Below are 17,727 nucleotides of genomic sequence, written 5' to 3'. Positions count from 1 at the left end.
TGCTCCGGCAACGTGATAGCGGAGTCATGTCACGCAGATCAGACTTCAGATTTCGTTATGACGGCCGTTTCTTGTGCGACGGCAAGGCCGACAGGGTCGTGTGCCGCATGCCTTACATGGTGGAATCCCTGCCATGGGCCTCGTAGTAGGAAACCATACCGTGCTTGCATCCATCCGTACTCGCATTTTGCTGACCTGCGTTGCCATCGTGGTCGGCGCATTGACCTTCGCTGGCGGTCTTAACTATCTCGTGACGCGTTCGTACAACGACGAGTCCATCCGCCAGAACCTGCAGTCCGTCGCGCGCGGCCACATCGCCGGCATCGACGACTGGGTGGCGTCCAAGACGCAGATGATGATGTCGCTGCAAGACGTGGCAGTGTCTGCTGATCCGATTCCGGTTTTCAAGGCCGTGCACAAGGCTGGCGGCTTCATCAACGTCTATGTCGGTTACCCCGACAAGTCGTACAAATTCTCGAACCCCGAAGGCATTCCGCCCACGTATGACCCGACCGCGCGCCCCTGGTACAAGCAGGCGGTGGAGGCCGGCAAGCCCGTGGTGACGCCGCCGTACGTGAGCGCCAGCACCGGCCAGCTCGTCGTGACCTTCGCGGTGCCCATTCTGGACGGCAGTACCCTCAAGGGCGTGATTGGCGGCGACGTGGCGATGGACAGCGTAATCGCCAACGTCAAGGCCATTCACCCGACGCCGGCCAGCTTCGGCTTCCTCGTCAACGCGGCCGGCAAGATCGTCGCGCACCCGAATGACAAGCTCACGCTCAAGCCGGCGACCGATCTGTCGGCAGGGCTGAACGAAGCCACGCTGGCGTCGCTGGCGCAGGCGGAGAAGCCGGTGGAAGTGTCAGTGGATGGCGCATCCAAGCTGCTCTACCGCCAGGGCGTGAAGGGCACCGACTGGGGCCTGGTGGTGGCGCTGGACAAGTCTGATGCCACGGCCGGCATGCGCTCACTGGTGATGACGTCGATTGGCGCGCTGGTGGGTGTGGCCATCGTGGCGGCGCTCATCGTCGGCGCAATGACTTCGCGTGCGTTCCGCCGCCTGTCGATGATCCGCGATGCCATGGACGACATCGGCTCGGGCAGCGGTGACCTCACCAAGCGTCTGCCCTCAGATGGCGAAGACGAAGTCGCACAGATCGCCCGCTCGTTCAATACGTTTGCCGACAAGCTGACGGCGGTGATGCAGCAGATCCGCCTGGGCAGCGACTCGGTGCGCTCGGCCGCGCAAGAAATTGCTGCCGGCAATGCAGACCTGTCGCAGCGCACGGAAGAACAAGCCAGCTCGCTGGAAGAAACCGCGTCGAGCATGGAAGAGCTGACGAGCATCGTGAAGCAGAACGCCGATAACGCGCGTCAAGCCAGCCAGCTTGCCGTGACGGCGTCGGACGTTGCCACGCGCGGCGGCAACGTGGTCGGCCAGGTGGTGCAAACCATGGGCGGCATCAACGAGAGCAGCAAGAAGATCGCCGACATCATCGGCGTGATCGAGAGCATTGCGTTCCAGACCAATATCCTGGCGCTGAACGCTGCGGTGGAAGCCGCGCGGGCCGGCGAGCAAGGCCGCGGCTTTGCGGTGGTGGCCAGCGAAGTGCGCAGCCTGGCGCAGCGCTCGGCGGGCGCGGCGAAGGAAATCAAGGCGCTGATTCACGACTCGGTAGATCGTGTGAGCAACGGCACGGCGCTGGTTGATCAGGCCGGCGTGACGATGGCAGAGATCGTCGATGCGGTGAAGCGCGTGACCGACATCATGGGCGAGATTTCGTCAGCGTCGGAAGAGCAGAGCAGCGGCATCGAGCAGGTCAACCAGGCCGTCAACCAGATGGACCAGGTGACGCAGCAGAACGCCGCGCTGGTCGAGCAGGCCGCGGCCGCTGCGGAGTCGCTTGAGGAACAGGCCCTCAACCTGAACGAGGCCGTGGGGCAGTTCCGCCTGTCGCACTGAATCGGGCTCAGGCCTGGGGAGCGGCTGCACTGGCGGCCGCCTTGGCCTTGTCCTGTTCTTCCGCCAGCGCGAGGTCCGCTGCCCGTGCGCGCTGGACCGCAGGCCGTGCCAGGATGCGGTCGATATACGCGCGCACCACGGGCGTCTCGGGCATCAGTTTGAACATCGTGATCCAGTCCAATGCGGCGCCCCAGAGGACGTCTGCCGCCGTGAAGCGCTCGCCGAGGAAGTAGGGCCCTTTGGCCAACTGTGCGTTGATCGCGGCAATGACGGTATCGAAGTCGCCATAGGGTGAGGTCGAATACGCAGCGGGCGCGCGGCCCATTGAATGGTCGACGACAGCGGGCTCGAAACACGAACCGTAGAACGCCATCCATCGCAGGTACGGCCCGCGCAGCGGATCGCCCACGGCTGGCGACAGCCCGGCTTCCGGATACAGCTCTGCCGCATACAGATACACCGCCACCTGCTCGGTGATGACCGCATCGCCATGGCGTAGTGTCGGCACCTTGCCCAGCGGATTGATCGCGAGAAACTCCGGCGTCCTGTGCTGGCCCGTGGTCAGGTCGAAGGCATGCACCTCGTAGTCGGCGCCGAGTTCTTCGAGCAGCATGCGCGCGCCCCGCGAGCGGCTGCGCGGCGAGTGGTAAAGGATCAGGTGGCGGTCTTGGGGCATCGTCGGCTCCGTGTTCGATGGATACGGGTGAGAAAAGAGTGCCACTGTAGGCGCAAGGCTTGCCTCCGTCTTGGAAAAATCCGCTGCGGCGGTGCATCATCGCGGCATTGTTTTCGCGGACGCCGCTTCCATGACCGATCTACGTGACGTTGCCGACAAGCCAAAGGGCGTGGTCGACCCGCTCGCTTTCCGCCAGCGTTTCCGCCTGAACCGCTATCAGCCGAGTGATGCCTTGGCCGGCGTGCTCGAGCACCACTGGATCGTTGAATGGGACTTGCGCGGCCAGCCGCCGTACACCCAGCGCACGCTTCCGTATCCGTGCGTCAACCTGGTGTTCGACCGTCGCCAGACCGCCGTCTTTGGCGTGATGTCGGGCGCGTTCGAAACCACATTGGCGGAGACGGGCCGCGTGATCGGCCTGCGCTTGCGGCCCGGTGCCTTTCGCGCGTTCTTCGGCAAGCCGGTGCGTTTGCTGACCGACAAGACCCTGCCGGTTTCCGATGTGCTTGGCATTGGCGATGCGCAGGCAGAAGAGATGGTGCTCGGCGCACCTGACGACGCCGGCATGGTGTCTGCCGCAGAAACGCTGCTGCTACGCGTGCTGCCGCCACCGGACCCACTGGTTGAGCGCATTCACAGCATCTTGCAGTCGCTGCAACAGGACGCAGGTCTGACCCAGGTACGCGACTTGGCCGAGCGCGCCGGCATGAGCGAACGCACGCTGCAGCAATTGTTCTCGGAGTATGTGGGTGTGACGCCCAAGTGGGTGATCCGCCGATACCGCTTGCATGAGGCGGCGGACCAGCTTGCCAACGGCGTGGGTGTGGATCTGGCTGAGCTTGCGCACGGGCTTGGCTACTTTGACCAAGCCCATTTCACGCGTGACTTCCGCCGCCTTGTCGGCAAGGCGCCTGCGGAGTATCGGCGCGCCAATCAGGCCTAGCGCGCCCGGCGCATCAATCCGCCGCGAGCGCCACGTCCGGCGACGCAGGCGGGCGGTCCGTCATCACGCAGTTGCGCCCCGCCAGCTTGGCGGCATACAGCAGGCGGTCTGCTCGTCGCAGCAGTGGCTCCAGCTCGGGGCCATCCGCCGCGGGTGCCGCCGCCACGCCAAAGCTGGCCGTCATGCGGCAGGGCAGATCGGTGCCGGTGGGCACCGTCACCTCGGCAATGCGATGGCGCAGATGGTCAGCCACCGCGCGCGCCTGCGCGAGGCTATCCGCCCACACCATGACCGCGAATTCTTCGCCGCCGATGCGCGCCACCATGTCGGCCGACGGGCCCTCGGCGCGGCACAGGCTTGCAACGGTGCGCAGCGCTTCGTCGCCCACGGCATGGCCGTACGTATCGTTGATGCGCTTGAAGTGGTCGATGTCGAACATGATGAGCGCAACGAGCCGCGCTTTCGGCTGCGGCGATTTGCACATCGCGCTGGCACGGTCTTCAAAGGCGCGGCGGTTGAGCAGATGGGTGAGCGGGTCGGTCTCGGCCATGCGCGCGAGTTCCTGCATCAGGTGTGCGCGTTCCAGTTCCAGCCGGCGGCGCTCGATGCTGTTGATGCGCAGTACGCGAATCGCCTCGAACATCGCGCGAATCTCGCGCCGCGCAAAGCCGGTCGGGATGTGCACGCTCAAGTTGCCGCGCGCAATCCCGTCGATCAGCCGCGTGGCGTTGACAAACGGCCCCACCACGTTGCGGCGGAACGAAATCGTCATCCATGCCAGTGCGCCGAGTACCGACAGCACCGCGCCTGCCGAGCCGATGAGCACCAGCAGCATCGCGCGCCGATGTTCGCGGATGTCGTCATCCGCCAGGCCCAGCACGATGTCGCGGAAATCCGTAATGGCGCGCATGGTGGGCACGTAGCGCTCGGCAAATGCGGCGGGGGTGATATCGACGCCGCCGGGCTGGCTGGCCTTGGCGCGCACGGCAGCCACATAGCGCAGCCCATCGCCGAAGTACTGGGCGCCGAGGGTGGTCAAGGCGTGCTGGTTCAGTGCCGAATGCGCACCCACGCGGGTCTCGATCATGCTGCGCAACTGGTCAATACGGCCGTGCGTGCGTTCGATCGCAAGCTGCTCTTCAAATGTGAGCATGCGGTGCATGGCCAGCGCACCGGTAAAGCGCGAACCGAGCTGGCCCGCGTATTCACGCAGATCGGCCGACAGCCGCGCCAGCGTCAGGCAATTGAGCACGTCGGGATCGCCGCGCGTGATGTTGGCCGTGCGCGCGTTGACGATGGGCAGGAATTCGGGGATCACCGCGATCATGCGGTTCACGCCGTCGGCGAGGTCATCGCTGCTGCGTGCGCGCAGGGGCAGTGCGGTCAACCGGTCGATGTTGGCGCGGGCAGCGGCCAGATGCGTTTGGGCGCGGCGCGCGGCGGTGATGTCGGCTTCACAGCCCGGGCAATGTTCTGGGCTCAGGGCGTCGAGCAATTGGGCGACATGTTCATCGCTGGTGGCGCGCATGCGTTGCAGGGCCGCCTTGCGCTCGGCGGGCAGCGGCAAGTCTTCGCCGAGCACGCCGTTGGTCGGGCCGCGTTCGGCTGAAACCTTCTCCATGGCCAACAACGTCATGCGCAGCGCCTGGACGCTGCGGGCGGCATTGTCGGCGCGGCCGTAAGCCAGCCACGCGTAGCCCAGCAGCCAGCACGACAGCGACAACACCGGAACAAGGACGATGGCGACGCTGGCGCTAAAGCGCCTGTCCATCGACGTTTCAGAAGACATGAACAGAGTGGAAGAGCGTCTTGGCGGGCGGTTGGGCAGAGCCGGGAGGCAGTTGCGAATGGGTTGCACAGGTGCCCGCGCTCGTTGCCGCGCGCAATGCACATCTCTGGCTAACGGCAGCACCGGGGGCTTCTTTACCGTGCCATTGGACTCGCGCCGCGCGGGCGGACTGCAAACAAATGCAAAAGGATTCTTACGGGATGTTCAGGCCCAAGCGCTGAAAAGGGGCCGGCGGTCAGGTTGCCGCGTCGGCATGGCACGAGATGGGGGTGCACCTTGAGAGCGCCGAGCGCATCTCGTGCCTGGGTGAGGATCGAATGATTCAGGCGGGCCGGTTACTTGACCGCCACTTCGGAGTGCACGACCTCCGGCGCCTTCGCAAAGAATGGCCCGACCAGATTGCGCCATTCCTGGAAGTCGTCGGACTCGCGAAAATCGACCATATGGTCTTCCACGGTGTTCCAGCGCACGATCAGCACGTAGCTGGTGTCGCGCTCGACGATGTGGTGCAGCTCGGCGCCGTGGCAGCCCTTGGCGCGTGCAAACAGCGGCAAGGCTTGCTGGACGGCGGCTTCAAACTCGCGCTGCTTGCCGGCGAGAATCTCGATGTGGGCCATTTCGAATACCACGTTGTGCTCCGTTCGGTTGGATGGGTGGGCAGACTATAGCTGGCAATGCTCGTCGCCATAGCCCGGCCGGTATCGGGGTTGTTCAACCGCGGGCGCCAGCTTTCGGCGGGCTTCGTCAGCCTGTCCGCCCCGTCGGCCGCCCCTATGACAACCGCGGTTGCGCGGGCATACTCGGATTTCATTGCCGGGCCTGGTTCCTGCTCGGGCCTTTGAGACGTCACCTTTAAGCAAAAGCAACCCATGGATAGCGGAAACGACCACCAGAAATTTTTCTACCTCCTGCTGTTTGTCGTCACGCTCGGGCTCTGCTGGATACTCTCGCCGTTCTTTGGCGCGGTGTTCTGGGGCGTCATCCTGGCGATCCTGTTCCAGCCCGTGCAGCGTGCGCTGGTCGCCCGGATGGACAAGCGGCGCAATCTTGCTGCGCTCACCACGCTCACCCTGATCGTCCTGATCGTGATCCTGCCGGTCATCTTTGTGACGGCGACCATCGTGCAGGAAATCGGCGTTGCCTATCAGGAGATCCAGAGCGCGCAGCCCAATTATTCCCGGTACCTTTCGGAGGCGGTCCATGCGCTGCCCACATGGGTGCAGCAACTGCTTGCCAAAGCCGGCCTGACCAACATCCCCGGCATCCAGAGAAAGCTGGCCGACGGGGCAGCGCAGATCAGCCAGTTTGCCGCGACGCAGGCGCTGAGCATCGGGCAGAACACGTTCCAGTTCGTCGTCGGCTTTGGCGTGATGCTGTACATGGTGTTCTTCCTGTTGCGCGATGGCGCCGAGATCGGCCGCCGCGTGCGCCGCGCGCTGCCGATGGATGAAGAGCACAAGCGCCTGCTGCTGAGCAAGTTTACGACCGTCGTGCGCGCCACCGTGAAAGGCAACATTGCCGTTGCGCTGGTGCAGGGCGCGCTTGGGGGGCTGATTTTCTGGCTCCTCGGCATTGACGGCGTGGTGCTGTGGGGCGCGTTGATGGCCTTCCTGTCGCTGCTGCCCGCGATTGGCGCGAGCCTCGTGTGGATTCCGGTCGCGCTCTGCTTCCTGATGGTGGGCGCGATCTGGAAATGCGTGATCCTCGTCGCGTTCTGCGGCGGTGTGATCGGCCTGGTCGACAACCTGCTGCGCCCGCTGCTGGTCGGCAAGGACACCAAGATGCCCGACTGGGTCGTGCTGATCTCCACCCTGGGCGGTATGGAATTGTTCGGCATCACAGGCTTCGTGATCGGGCCGCTGGTTGCCGCGCTGTTCATGGCCAGCTGGGATATTTTTGCGCGCGGGCAGAACGACTGATGCCTCGGCTGAGCTGGCGCTTCATCGCGCTTATATCCGCTCGAAACGCAGACCAGCATGGCGGGTCAGGCGCTCGATGAAGCGTTCGTCGAACATTGTGGCCGGCGTCCAGAAGCCGCCGGGGCGTCCGGTCTTGGTGCCCTCTTTTACGTGGTCCAGCGCGAGGCTGGCGGCAGCCTGACCCAGCATCTTGCCGGTCGAGCCATAGCCGGGGTCCCGATCTCCGGTCACCTTCACCCGCAAGGTGTTTCCTTGATCGGTGCGGCCAAAGAGCCGCAGGTCATAGCGGCCTGCCAATTGCGCCGCAGGCGTGGGGCCTTCGCCGGGTTTGGGCAACAGAAAGCGCTCCATCACGATGCGGATGGGCTTGATGACAATGCCCAGCATGAAGGCGCCCAGGCCGGCCACCATCGTCACGGCCCGCAAACGGCCGCGCAGGCCGGGCCCGGTGATCACCGCTTCGTCGTAGGTGAATGGGTTGCCATAGGCGTTTCCGGACAGGGCGTTGGAGCGGTGCACCACGCGCTCGTTGATGGCCGCCATGACAAAGGGCGCAATCCACACATCGAAATCGGCATCGAACGCCGCGCCCCGTACCGAGCGTTGGCGTGCCGTGAAGCCGTGGCCCTGGGGGCAGAGGGAGTAAGGGTCTGCGAGTTCCCGGCGCAAGGCAGGGTCCGCAGCGGCTTCTTGCACGACGTTGATCAGGCTGGCCACAGTGCCGCCAGATGCGCCGCCCTTGAGCGTCTTGACGCGCAACTTCACCCGCGTGGCGGGTGTACCCCATTGCCGCATGGCTTGTTGCTGCAGGAAGTAGACCCCCATATCCGACGGCACCGAGTCGAAGCCGCAGCAATGCACGATGCGTGCCCCTGACTGCTGCGCCGTCGCTTCATATTTGTTGATCATGCGCTTGATCCACTGGGTCTCGCCGGTGAGGTCGCAGTAGTCCGTGCCGCTTTCGGCGCAGACCTTGATCAAGGGCTCGCCGTACAGCGCGTAGGGGCCAACCGTGGAGACCACTACCCGGGTCTGTGCGCACAGTGCGCGCAACTGGGGTTCGTTGGCGGCGTCTGCCACGATGATCGGGAGGGATTCACTCGCCGCGCCTAGTGAACGCTTGACGTCCAGCAGCTTCGCTTCGGATCGGCCGGCAATGGCCCAGCGCAGCGTTTCTCCACCGCCCGAAAACTGTTCGGCCAGGTAGCGGGTCAGGATCTGACCGACAAAGCTGGTGGCGCCAAACACGACAACGTCATAGTCCGGAGCGGGCATGGAGTCTTCCTTTTGATGGGCGGATGAAAGTGCCGGTATGGCGGCCTTCTGTCGTTCAGCGGCAAACAATAGTGAAGGTGCCCCGCCCGCCAGGCAACTGGCATCGTCGGCATCGCATGACTCAGGCGGACACGCCTGCGTCGCCCCCCGCGGCCCCCACGTTCACCGCCTCCAGCACCTGAAAGACCGTTTCACATTACGGAATTTGCCTCGAATTTCTCGGGCGTCGTCTTCCCGTTTGCTGAAAACACGTTCCGCATCGCAAAATTTGTCAGCTATCTATTTGAAAAATAAAGAAAAACTAACTCTTATGTCTTATATAAGACATTGCTGCGACGCGTCAAAGCCGACCTACAATAAATCCATGCTGCTCGCTTCGAACTCCGGAGCTGCACACGCAACCGATTCTTCTCAAACGCGCTTTATTTCCAGGAAATTGACATGGCCCAGTATCAAGACGACATCAAGGCAGTTGCCGGTTTGAAAGAAACCTACGGCAACGCATGGAACGCGATCAACCCCGAGTACGCTGCTCGCATGCGTGCACAGAACAAGTTCAAGACGGGTCTGGACATCGCCAAGTACACCGCCAAGATCATGCGCGCCGACATGGCCGCCTACGACGCCGATCCGTCCAAGTACACGCAGTCGCTGGGTTGCTGGCACGGCTTCATCGGCCAGCAGAAGATGATTTCCATCAAGAAGCACTTCAAGAGCACCGAACGCCGCTACCTGTACCTGTCGGGCTGGATGGTCGCTGCGCTGCGCTCGGAGTTCGGCCCGCTGCCGGATCAATCGATGCACGAGAAGACTTCTGTCAGCGCGCTGATCCGCGAGCTGTACACGTTCCTGCGCCAAGCCGACGCGCGTGAACTGGGCGGCCTCTTCCGCGAACTGGACGCTGCCAAAGACGCCGCTGCCAAGGCCGCGATCCAAGAAAAGATCGACAACCACGTCACCCACGTGGTGCCCATCATTGCCGACATCGACGCCGGTTTCGGCAACGCAGAAGCCACGTACCTGCTGGCCAAGCAGTTCATCGAAGCGGGTGCCTGCTGCATCCAGATCGAAAACCAGGTGTCGGACGAGAAGCAGTGCGGCCACCAGGACGGCAAGGTCACCGTGCCGCATGAAGACTTCCTGGCCAAGATCCGCGCGATCCGCTACGCGTTCCTGGAGCTGGGCGTGGACGACGGCATCATCGTCGCCCGTACCGATTCGCTGGGCGCAGGCCTGACCAAGCAGATCGCCGTGACGAACACGCCGGGCGACCTGGGCGACCAATACAACGCGTTCCTCGACTGCGAAGAGCTGTCGGCCGACCAACTGGGCAACGGTGATGTCGTCATCAAGCGCGACGGCAAGCTGCTGCGTCCGAAGCGCCTGCCGAGCAACCTGTTCCAGTTCCGCGCTGGCACCGGCGAAGCGCGTTGCGTGCTCGACTGCATCACCTCGCTGCAAAACGGCGCCGACCTGCTGTGGATCGAAACCGAAAAGCCGCACATCGCCCAGATTGGCGGCATGGTGAGCGAAATCCGCAAGGTCATCCCGAACGCCAAGCTGGTGTACAACAACAGCCCGTCGTTCAACTGGACGCTGAACTTCCGTCAGCAGGTGTATGACGCGATGAAGGAAGCCGGCAAGGATGTGTCGGCCTACGAGCGCGGCCAACTGATGAGCACGGAATACGACGACAGCGAACTGGCGAAGCTCGCTGACGAGAAGATCCGCACGTTCCAGGCCGATGCGTCGCGCGAAGCCGGCATCTTCCACCACCTGATCACGCTGCCGACGTACCACACCGCCGCGCTGTCGACCGACAACCTGGCCAAGGAATACTTCGGCGACCAGGGCATGCTCGGTTATGTGGCTGGCGTGCAGCGCAAGGAAATCCGTCAAGGCATCGCCTGCGTCAAGCACCAGAACATGTCGGGCTCGGATATTGGCGACGACCACAAGGAATACTTCAGCGGCGAAGCAGCGCTGAAGGCTGCGGGTAAGGACAACACGATGAACCAGTTCCACTGATGCATTGATCGACTGATTCGGTCATACCCCAAGCAAAACGCCAACCCATCGCGGGTTGGCGTTTTCTTTTGGGGGGCCGTGAGACGGCCTGCTCAGTGAGTCCCGTCCTTCGGCCAGACCACATCGGCTTTCCACGATTCCGACGCAATGAATTGCTTGAGCTTGTCTTGCAGCAGTGCGGTCCAGGCAGCGGCGAAGCGGGAAGGGGGATTCTCGCGCAGGGTCGTGATCGCCACGCTCGACCGGATGCCGGGACGCCCGATGCGATGTGCAACGAGTTCACCACGCGCGATCTCCTCTTTGATTGCGATGTAGGTCAGGATCGAATAGCCGGCGCCGGCCTTCACCAGTTGCTTGGTCAGCGACACGCTGTCGACTTCCAGGGCGATGCGCAGGCGCACACCGTGCTGGATCGCCGCCTGTTCGACCAGGCGCCGGTTGCTGTGCGGCAGGCCGGGCAAGATCAGCGGAATGCTGGCCAGGTCGCGGATCTGGTATTCGCGCTTGTCGGTCTCTGAGCCAGGCGGCCCCACGAGGATCATGGGCTCGCTGAACAAAGGGCGCACGTGGAACGCATCCAGCGGCGGTTGGTTGTAGACGACGGCAAGGTCAACGCGCCGATCCAGCACCCACTCCTGCAGCGAGCTGCTCAGGCCTTCTCGCACGTGCAGTGACACCCGAGGCCACTGCGCCCGGAAGTCCTGGACGAGATCGGCGCCGATCAGCGCGCCCATGGTCGGCGGCAGGCCAACAGCCAGATGCCCGCGCTCCTCGTCCGCGCTGGCGCGTACGTCTTCGCTGGTTTCGCTGAGCAGGTGGGTGATCATTTCAGCGCGCTCCAGCAGACGCGAGCCCGCCGCGGTGAGCCGGACGCCCCGGCCATGCCGAACCAGCAGCGGCACGCCAATCTCTGCCTCCAGCTTTGCAATCTGCCGGCTCAGCGCGGGTTGCGCGATGTACAGCTCGGCGGCTGCGCGGCTGAAACTGCCGGCACGCGCCACGCGAATGAAGCTCTTGAGTTCTCGGATGTCCATGCTTGCGTTGAGATATGCCGTGTCGGCATAGATTTGTATGTTCACATGGTCTTTGTCAAGAAAAGACCGTCAATCTATGCTTTCTACAAATAACAAATCACCCAACGCGTAGCGGAGACGGCGTTCACGCCCCCAGCGACGACCGCCTTTCAAGCAAGACAAGTCCAGCACGCTGGTGCCGCCTGGTAGCGGCAGAGCGCTGAATGACTGGACGCAGGAGACACCATGAAACATCTGAAGAAGCTGCATGTGCAGGTCTTGATCGGCCTGGCGTGTGCGGTCGTCCTCGGCATCGCCGCGCCGCAGTGGGCCGTTGCCATGAAGCCCATCGGGCAGGCATTCATCGCGCTGCTGAAGATGATGCTGGCCCCGATCATCTTCTGCACGCTGGTGCAGGGCCTGGCGCATGTGCGCGACCTGCGCATGCTGGGCCGCATGGGCGTGAAGTCGCTGGTGTACTTCGAGGTGGTCAGCACGGTGGCCATGGTGCTGGGCTTTGTGCTCGTCAACGTGTTCGAGCCCGGGGTGGGGCTGCATGCCACCAACCTTGCCGAAAGCGCCGATGCTGTGAAGGCCACCAGCGGCGCCGGCGGCATCTCGGCCGTCAATTACCTGCTCAGCCTGATTCCGCACACGCTGGTCGATGCATTTGCCAAGGGCGACATCGTGCAGGTGCTGATCATCTCCATCCTGGCGGGCTTGGCGCTGAACCTCTCGGTGGGTCCGGATTCGGTCCTGCTGCGCGGCATGGATGAAGCGCAGAAGGTGCTGTTTCGCATGCTCGGCTTCATCATGAAGCTGGCACCGCTCGGCGCGTTCGGTGCCATGGCCGCGGCCGTGGGCAGCTATGGCGGCGTGACGTTGCTCTATCTGCTGAAGGTCATCCTGCTGTATTACGCCGCGTCGCTGCTGTTCGTGTTCGGCGTGCTCAGTTCGATTACGTGGATGATCGGCCTGCCGTACTTCAGCGTGCTCAAGCTGATTCGCGACGAGATGCTGTTGATCTTCGGCACGGCATCAAGCGAGGTGGCCTTCCCGCGTCTGGTTGAGAAGCTGCAACGCGCAGGTTGTGATGAGGCCGTGGTCGGGTTCGTGCTGCCTGCGGGCTACAGCTTCAACCTCGACGGCACCTCCATCTACATGGCCATCGCCGTGGGTTTCATTGCGCAGGCGACGGACACGCCGTTCTCGCTGTGGCAGCAACTCGGGCTGCTCGCCATCCTGAGCCTCACTTCCAAGGGCGGGACCACCGTTGCCGGCGGGGCGTTCGTCAAGCTGGCGGCCACGCTGCAATCGGTGCGCTCGCTGCCCGTAGCCGGCCTGGGGCTGTTGTTCGGCATCGACCGCGTGATGGCGATTGCCACTGCGCTCGTGAACGTGGTGGGCAACACCGTGGCGGTGTTCGCCATCGCCCGCTGGGAAGGTGCGTTCGACGCCGAAGCGTTCCATCGCGAGACCGGCGGGCAGGCCCGTTCTTCTCTCCTCAAGCTGCAGAAGCCCACCGCACAGGCTGCGGTTGCGCAAGACGCGCTGACCCACTAAGCCACTAAGCACTGAGCAACACCAACATGCAACGCATTCCCGCCCTCGATCCTGATGCGCTGGACGCAGACCAGCGCGCCGTCTACGACGCCATTGCCAACGGCCCCCGCAAGGGTGTGCGCGGCCCGCTGGCCGTCTGGCTGCATCGCCCGCTGCTGGCCGACCGCGCACAGGCGCTCGGACGCTACTGCCGTTACGACAGCAGCCTGCCGCCGCGCCTGTCCGAACTGGCCATCCTGTTCATGGGCCGCTACTGGCTGGCGGAATACGAATGGGCCGCGCACAAGCCGTTCGCGTTGGAAGCCGGTGTGTCGCCGGCGGTGATCGACGCCATTCGTGACGGCATGAACCCGGCGTTCGAGCAGCGCGACGAGGCGCTCGTCTTCGCTTTCCTGAAGCAACTGCATGCCGAGCGCGAAGTGGACGACGGCCTGTACGCCGAGCTGGTTGACGCCATTGGGAAGGACGGCGTGGTCGATCTGGTTGGCATTGCCGGCTACTACACGCTCATCTCCATGACCATCAAGGCATTCAACGTGCCCGCGCCGGCCGGTGCGACGCCGGAACTGCCGACGCAACTGCCGATGTAACAGCAACAAGCAACAAGGAATTCACTGTGCAAGCAACGACCGAATTTGAACAAACCACGGCTGCGGGCCGACTGGCAGGCAAGGTAGCCATCGTGACTGGCGCGGGCTGCGTCGGGCCGGGCTGGGGCAACGGCCGCGCCGTGGCCGTGCTGTTTGCGATGGCTGGGGCACGCGTATTCGCCGTCGACAAGAACCTCGAAGCCATGGAAGAAACGCTGCGCCGCGTGCGCGAGGCGGGTGGTGAGGTCACGCCGTACACCTGCGACGTGACCGACACTACGGCCGTCAAAGGCATGGTCGATGCCTGCGTGGAGCAGTACGGCCGCGTCGATATCCTGGTGAACAACGTTGGCGGCTCCGCTGCCGGCGGCCCTGTGGCGTTGTCGGAAGACAAGTGGGATGCACAGGTTGCGTTCAACCTCAAGAGCGTCTATCTGACCTGCAAGCACGTGCTGCCCGTGATGGAAGCGCAGGGCAGTGGCGCCATCGTCAATACGGCTTCAACATCCGGCATCCGCTGGACGGGCTCGGCGCAGGTGGCCTATGCCGCTTGCAAGGCGGGCGTGATCCAGCTTTCCAAGGTGGTGGCCGTCGAGTACGCGAAGAAGGGCATCCGCGTGAACACCGTGGTGCCGGGCCAATTGCATACGCCCATGGTGGAAGTGCGCCTGGCCGGCCAGCGCTCCGGCGGCGACGTCGACAAGCTGCTCGAAAGCCGGCTCGCTCGCATTCCGCTCGGCTTCATGGGTGACGGGCGTGACACCGCGCATGCCGCGCTGTTCCTGGCGTCTGACGAGGCGCGCTTTGTCACCGGCACCGAAGTCGTGGTCGATGGCGGCATGACGGCGCGGTGCGACTGACCATGCAAGGCGAGCTGAACGGCGGCGTGTGGGATTGCCATACGCACATCTATGGGCCCTGGGACGCGTTTCCGCTGCCCGCCGACGCGTCGTATCGCCCGGTGGAAGCTCCGATGACGCAACTGCTTGCGTTGCATGAGCAGTTGGGCGTCACGCACGGCGTGCTGGTGCAGGCGGCGTGCTACCAGTCCGATCACCGTGCGCTGCTGTCGGCGCTGGCCATGACGCACGGGCGCTATCGCGGCGTCGCGCTGGTCGACCACACCACGAGTGACGACGCCCTGCGCGAATTGCACGAGGGCGGCGTCCGCGGCATCCGCTTCAACTTCATGGGCCACCTGCCGGGCGAGCGCGATCTGGACCGCTTGCGCGAACTCGCCGAGCGCGTTGGGCCGATGGGTTGGCACGTGCTGCTGCATGGGCAACTGGATCAGCTTCTGCCGGTGCTCGATGCGTGGGAAGACTTCGACGTGCCGCTGGTGATCGACCACATGGGCCGGCAGGATGCGACCCGCCCGCTGGATGAAGCCGCCGTGCGCGAGCTGGAGCGCCATCTGCGTAAAGACAATCGGTGGATCAAGCTCTCCGGTGTCGACCGCCTGATGCAAGGCGCTGCGCCGCCATGGACTGCAGCGCTGCCGCTGGTCAGGCGGCTGGTGCAGGCGGCGCCCGAGCGGGCCATCTGGGGCACGGACTGGCCGCACCCCAACATCAAGGGCGACGTGCCCGACGACAGCAGCCTGCTCGCGTTCGTGCAGGAAGCCTGCGGTGCTGAAGCGGCTGAAGCCGTGCTCGTTCATAACCCGCAACGGCTCTATTTCTGAGGCATCGCCATGCAAGCCACGTTTATCGATGCCGCCCAGGCAGAGCACACTGCTGAGCAGAGCGCCTGCCGCAAGGCCGCCTGGCGCCTGGTTCCGCTGCTGTCGCTCGCCTACTTCGTCAACTATCTCGACCGGACCAACGTCGGCTTTGCCGCGCTGACCATGAACCGCGACCTGGGCCTGAGCGCGGCCCAGTTTGGCCTGGCGGCCGGCATCTTCTACGTGGGCTATTGCCTGTTCGAGGTGCCGAGCAACCTGGCGTTGTATCGCTACGGCGCACGTCGCTGGCTGGCGCGGATCATGATCACGTGGGGTTTGTTTGCCGCCGCCACCAGCTTTGCCGTGGGCCCCAACAGCTATGCGGCGATTCGCTTGCTCGCCGGGATTGGCGAGGCGGGGTTCTTTCCCGGCGTCATCTTCTATCTGACGTTGTGGTTTCCGTCGCGGTATCGCACGCGCATGATGGGCTGGTTCCTCGCTGCTATTCCGTTGTCGTCCGTGTTCAGCGGGCCGCTGTCGGTATCGATGCTGGAGCTGGACGGTTGGCTCGGGCTGCACGGCTGGCAATGGCTCTTCATCCTGCAGGGGTTGCCGGCCTGCGTGCTGGGCCTGCTGTGCCTGCGCATGCTGACCGATCGGCCGGACAACGCAGCCTGGCTTACGGCAGAGGAGCGCTCCGCCCTGGCGGCTGCCATCGAGCGGGAGCGCAGCGCGGCGGTCGAGCATCGCCTCGGGCCGGCGCTCAAGGACGCCCGCGTCTGGCTGCTCACGGCCATTCTCTTCAGCTACATCATCGGCATTCTCGGCATTGGTGTGTGGATGCCGACCATCCTCAAGACGCATCACCTGTCGAACACGCAGGTGGGCTTTGCCACGGCGCTGCCCTATGTTGTTGGCGCCCTGGTGATGCTGGGCTGGGCACGCGTGGTGGCGCGCACGCAGCGCTATGTTCTGCACCTGGTGATCACCTGTGCGGTGGCGGCGCTGGGTTTCTTTGTGTCGGTTGCGTCCGATGCGCTGGTGCCGGCCATGCTGGGCTTGACCGTGGCGGTGGTGGGGTTGTCATCCGTGCGCACGTGCTTCTACGGCATCCCGGCCACGTTCCTGGACAAGCAGGCCGCCGCCGGCGGGCTGGCGTTCATCAACTCGGTGGGCAGCCTTGGCGGGTTGTTCGGCCCGTACATGGTGGGCTGGCTGAAAGACGCCACGGGCTCGTTCAAGGCCGGGCTGATCGGCATGGGCACCATGCTGGTTCTCGCAACGCTGCTTTCTATGGTGCTGCTGGGCCGCGTCAAGGAGGGCCAGCGATGAGCAACGATGGGTGGCAGCCGAGCCTGCGCACGCCAGATCCGGCCGTGCGTATCCTGGACCCGCGCTTCGAGCACTACCGTCTGCCGCACGCCAAGGTCGAACGCCTCTGGACTGGCTGCAGGTGGGCCGAAGGCCCCGTCTGGTTTGGGGACGCAGGGGCGATCTATTGGACCGACCTGCCCAACGATCGCATCCTGCGTTGGGACGAGGCCTCCGGCGCGGTGGCGACATACCGCGCGCCCTCAGACAAGGCCAACGGCCTGACACGCGACAGGCAGGGCAGGCTGATTGCCTGCGAGCACGGCCAGCGCCGCGTCACGCGCACGGAATACGACGGCAGCATCACCGTGCTGGCCAGCGAGTTCGATGGCAAGCCGCTGAATTCGCCCAACGATGTGGTGGTCGCAAGCGACGGCGCAGTGTGGTTTACCGATCCGCCGTTCGGCCTGGTGAGCGACTACATGGGCCAGATTGCCGAGCCGCAGTTGCCGGCCAGCATCTATCGGATCGACCCGCGCGACGGGCGATTGGACTGTGTTGCCGACGATGTGCTCGGCCCCAACGGATTGGCGTTCTCGCCGGATGAGCGGACGTTGTATGTGGTGGCATCGCGTGCGCGGCCGCGCGAGATCCTGGCATTCGACGTGGTCGACGGCAAAGCGCTTGGCGAGCGCCGTGTGTTGATCGACGCCGCGGACGGTGCGCCGGACGGCTTTCGCGTCGATGCGCACGGCAACCTGTGGTGCGGCTGGGGCACGGGGTCGGCAGAGCTTGATGGCGTGCGCGTGTTCGCCCCCGACGGCACCGCGATCGGTCACATCGCACTGCCGGAGCGTTGCGCGAACCTGTGCTTCGGCGGCCGACACCTCAATCGCCTGTTCATGGCGTCCACCACATCGCTCTATGCCCTGTACGTGAACACACGCGGGGCAGTCTAGCCCTGCGCCACCCCTACACCAATAATGAACGAGGA

15 protein-coding genes are annotated in these 17,727 nt (G+C 64.3%); 10 read left to right on the top strand and 5 right to left on the bottom strand.

All coding sequences use genetic code 11. From position 1 onward, the window contains the following. Nucleotides 1–160 precede the first annotated feature (160 nt). The gene (locus DOD19_RS12115) at nt 161–1,963 is read left to right on the top strand and encodes a methyl-accepting chemotaxis protein (RefSeq protein WP_112185718.1); all 1,803 of its coding nucleotides are present in this window, start codon (nt 161–163) and stop codon (nt 1,961–1,963) included. Nucleotides 1,964–1,970: 7 nt separating this feature from the next. Here the strand turns inward: DOD19_RS12115 and DOD19_RS12110 are convergent, their stop codons facing one another. After that, complete coding sequence (locus DOD19_RS12110) at nt 1,971–2,639, bottom strand: glutathione S-transferase family protein (protein ID WP_112185716.1); 669 nt, start codon at nt 2,637–2,639, stop codon at nt 1,971–1,973. A 130-nt stretch (nt 2,640–2,769) separates the two neighbouring features. Here DOD19_RS12110 and DOD19_RS12105 point away from each other — a divergent pair, with 130 nt between their 5' ends. Continuing rightward, nucleotides 2,770–3,582 (top strand): AraC family transcriptional regulator, encoded by an 813-nt coding sequence (locus DOD19_RS12105; protein WP_112186033.1) that lies wholly within the window; start codon nt 2,770–2,772, stop codon nt 3,580–3,582. A 13-nt stretch (nt 3,583–3,595) separates the two neighbouring features. Here the strand turns inward: DOD19_RS12105 and DOD19_RS12100 are convergent, their stop codons facing one another. Together DOD19_RS12100 and DOD19_RS12095 are read right to left on the bottom strand one after the other, a co-directional pair. Next, nucleotides 3,596–5,353 (bottom strand): GGDEF domain-containing protein, encoded by a 1,758-nt coding sequence (locus DOD19_RS12100; RefSeq protein ID WP_112185714.1) that lies wholly within the window; start codon nt 5,351–5,353, stop codon nt 3,596–3,598. 353 nt (nt 5,354–5,706) lie between these two features. Further along, nucleotides 5,707–5,988: an antibiotic biosynthesis monooxygenase family protein gene (locus DOD19_RS12095; protein WP_112185711.1), complete on the bottom strand. Its 282-nt coding sequence runs from the start codon at nt 5,986–5,988 to the stop codon at nt 5,707–5,709. 252 nt (nt 5,989–6,240) lie between these two features. On the opposite strand from DOD19_RS12095, the gene DOD19_RS12090 reads away from it, so the two are divergent. Continuing rightward, on the top strand, nt 6,241–7,290 hold the full coding sequence (locus tag DOD19_RS12090; protein WP_112185709.1) for an AI-2E family transporter: 1,050 nt from the start codon (nt 6,241–6,243) through the stop codon (nt 7,288–7,290). Between the two features lie 30 nt (nt 7,291–7,320). On the opposite strand, the gene DOD19_RS12085 is transcribed toward DOD19_RS12090, so the two are convergent. Beyond that, nucleotides 7,321–8,565 carry a saccharopine dehydrogenase NADP-binding domain-containing protein gene (locus DOD19_RS12085; protein WP_112185706.1) on the bottom strand — a complete coding sequence of 415 codons (1,245 nt, stop codon included), beginning with the start codon at nt 8,563–8,565 and terminating at the stop codon, nt 7,321–7,323. 441 nt (nt 8,566–9,006) lie between these two features. Between DOD19_RS12085 and DOD19_RS12080 the strand changes: the two genes are divergently transcribed. Next, the gene (locus DOD19_RS12080) at nt 9,007–10,593 is read left to right on the top strand and encodes an isocitrate lyase (protein WP_024976494.1); all 1,587 of its coding nucleotides are present in this window, start codon (nt 9,007–9,009) and stop codon (nt 10,591–10,593) included. 92 nt (nt 10,594–10,685) lie between these two features. On the opposite strand, the gene DOD19_RS12075 is transcribed toward DOD19_RS12080, so the two are convergent. Then, nucleotides 10,686–11,627, bottom strand: coding sequence for a LysR substrate-binding domain-containing protein (locus DOD19_RS12075; RefSeq protein ID WP_112185705.1), 942 nt, complete (start codon nt 11,625–11,627; stop codon nt 10,686–10,688). 225 nt (nt 11,628–11,852) lie between these two features. Here DOD19_RS12075 and DOD19_RS12070 point away from each other — a divergent pair, with 225 nt between their 5' ends. From DOD19_RS12070 to DOD19_RS12045, 6 genes are read left to right on the top strand one after another with little or no spacing between them, the layout of a single operon-like run. Continuing rightward, nucleotides 11,853–13,169 (top strand): cation:dicarboxylase symporter family transporter, encoded by a 1,317-nt coding sequence (locus DOD19_RS12070; protein WP_024976492.1) that lies wholly within the window; start codon nt 11,853–11,855, stop codon nt 13,167–13,169. 26 nt (nt 13,170–13,195) lie between these two features. Next, a complete protein-coding gene (locus DOD19_RS12065; RefSeq protein WP_112185704.1) occupies nt 13,196–13,759 on the top strand; it encodes a carboxymuconolactone decarboxylase family protein in 564 nt (187 codons plus the stop codon). A 26-nt stretch (nt 13,760–13,785) separates the two neighbouring features. Then, nucleotides 13,786–14,619, top strand: coding sequence for an SDR family NAD(P)-dependent oxidoreductase (locus tag DOD19_RS12060; protein WP_112185701.1), 834 nt, complete (start codon nt 13,786–13,788; stop codon nt 14,617–14,619). 2 nt (nt 14,620–14,621) lie between these two features. Continuing rightward, the gene (locus DOD19_RS12055; protein ID WP_112185699.1) at nt 14,622–15,443 is read left to right on the top strand and encodes an amidohydrolase family protein; all 822 of its coding nucleotides are present in this window, start codon (nt 14,622–14,624) and stop codon (nt 15,441–15,443) included. A gap of 9 nt (nt 15,444–15,452) precedes the next feature. Next, nucleotides 15,453–16,754, top strand: a complete 1,302-nt coding sequence (locus DOD19_RS12050; RefSeq protein ID WP_112185696.1) for an MFS transporter — start codon at nt 15,453–15,455, stop codon at nt 16,752–16,754. Next, nucleotides 16,751–17,692, top strand: coding sequence for an SMP-30/gluconolactonase/LRE family protein (locus tag DOD19_RS12045; protein WP_112185692.1), 942 nt, complete (start codon nt 16,751–16,753; stop codon nt 17,690–17,692). The genes DOD19_RS12050 and DOD19_RS12045 overlap by 4 nt, the downstream gene beginning before the upstream one ends. Nucleotides 17,693–17,727 lie beyond the last annotated feature (35 nt).

The organism is Ralstonia sp. GX3-BWBA (assembly GCF_003290055.1).
GTDB classification, from domain to species: domain Bacteria; phylum Pseudomonadota; class Gammaproteobacteria; order Burkholderiales; family Burkholderiaceae; genus Ralstonia; species Ralstonia holmesii.
This window is presented reverse-complemented; position numbering and strand designations above follow the sequence as displayed.

What these genes read in the sequence shown, in the direction of transcription:
- DOD19_RS12050 (WP_112185696.1), top strand. Translation starts at nt 15,453, where the DNA reads ATGCAAGCCACGTTTATCGATGCCGCCCAGGCAGAGCACACTGCTGAG.
- DOD19_RS12090 (WP_112185709.1), top strand. Translation starts at nt 6,241, where the DNA reads ATGGATAGCGGAAACGACCACCAGAAATTTTTCTACCTCCTGCTGTTT.
- DOD19_RS12085 (WP_112185706.1), bottom strand. Translation starts at nt 8,565, where the DNA reads ATGCCCGCTCCGGACTATGACGTTGTCGTGTTTGGCGCCACCAGCTTT.
- DOD19_RS12105 (WP_112186033.1), top strand. Translation starts at nt 2,770, where the DNA reads ATGACCGATCTACGTGACGTTGCCGACAAGCCAAAGGGCGTGGTCGAC.
- DOD19_RS12065 (WP_112185704.1), top strand. Translation starts at nt 13,196, where the DNA reads ATGCAACGCATTCCCGCCCTCGATCCTGATGCGCTGGACGCAGACCAG.
- DOD19_RS12045 (WP_112185692.1), top strand. Translation starts at nt 16,751, where the DNA reads ATGAGCAACGATGGGTGGCAGCCGAGCCTGCGCACGCCAGATCCGGCC.
- DOD19_RS12100 (WP_112185714.1), bottom strand. Translation starts at nt 5,353, where the DNA reads ATGGACAGGCGCTTTAGCGCCAGCGTCGCCATCGTCCTTGTTCCGGTG.
- DOD19_RS12080 (WP_024976494.1), top strand. Translation starts at nt 9,007, where the DNA reads ATGGCCCAGTATCAAGACGACATCAAGGCAGTTGCCGGTTTGAAAGAA.
- DOD19_RS12070 (WP_024976492.1), top strand. Translation starts at nt 11,853, where the DNA reads ATGAAACATCTGAAGAAGCTGCATGTGCAGGTCTTGATCGGCCTGGCG.
- DOD19_RS12075 (WP_112185705.1), bottom strand. Translation starts at nt 11,627, where the DNA reads ATGGACATCCGAGAACTCAAGAGCTTCATTCGCGTGGCGCGTGCCGGC.
- DOD19_RS12110 (WP_112185716.1), bottom strand. Translation starts at nt 2,639, where the DNA reads ATGCCCCAAGACCGCCACCTGATCCTTTACCACTCGCCGCGCAGCCGC.
- DOD19_RS12095 (WP_112185711.1), bottom strand. Translation starts at nt 5,988, where the DNA reads ATGGCCCACATCGAGATTCTCGCCGGCAAGCAGCGCGAGTTTGAAGCC.
- DOD19_RS12055 (WP_112185699.1), top strand. Translation starts at nt 14,622, where the DNA reads ATGCAAGGCGAGCTGAACGGCGGCGTGTGGGATTGCCATACGCACATC.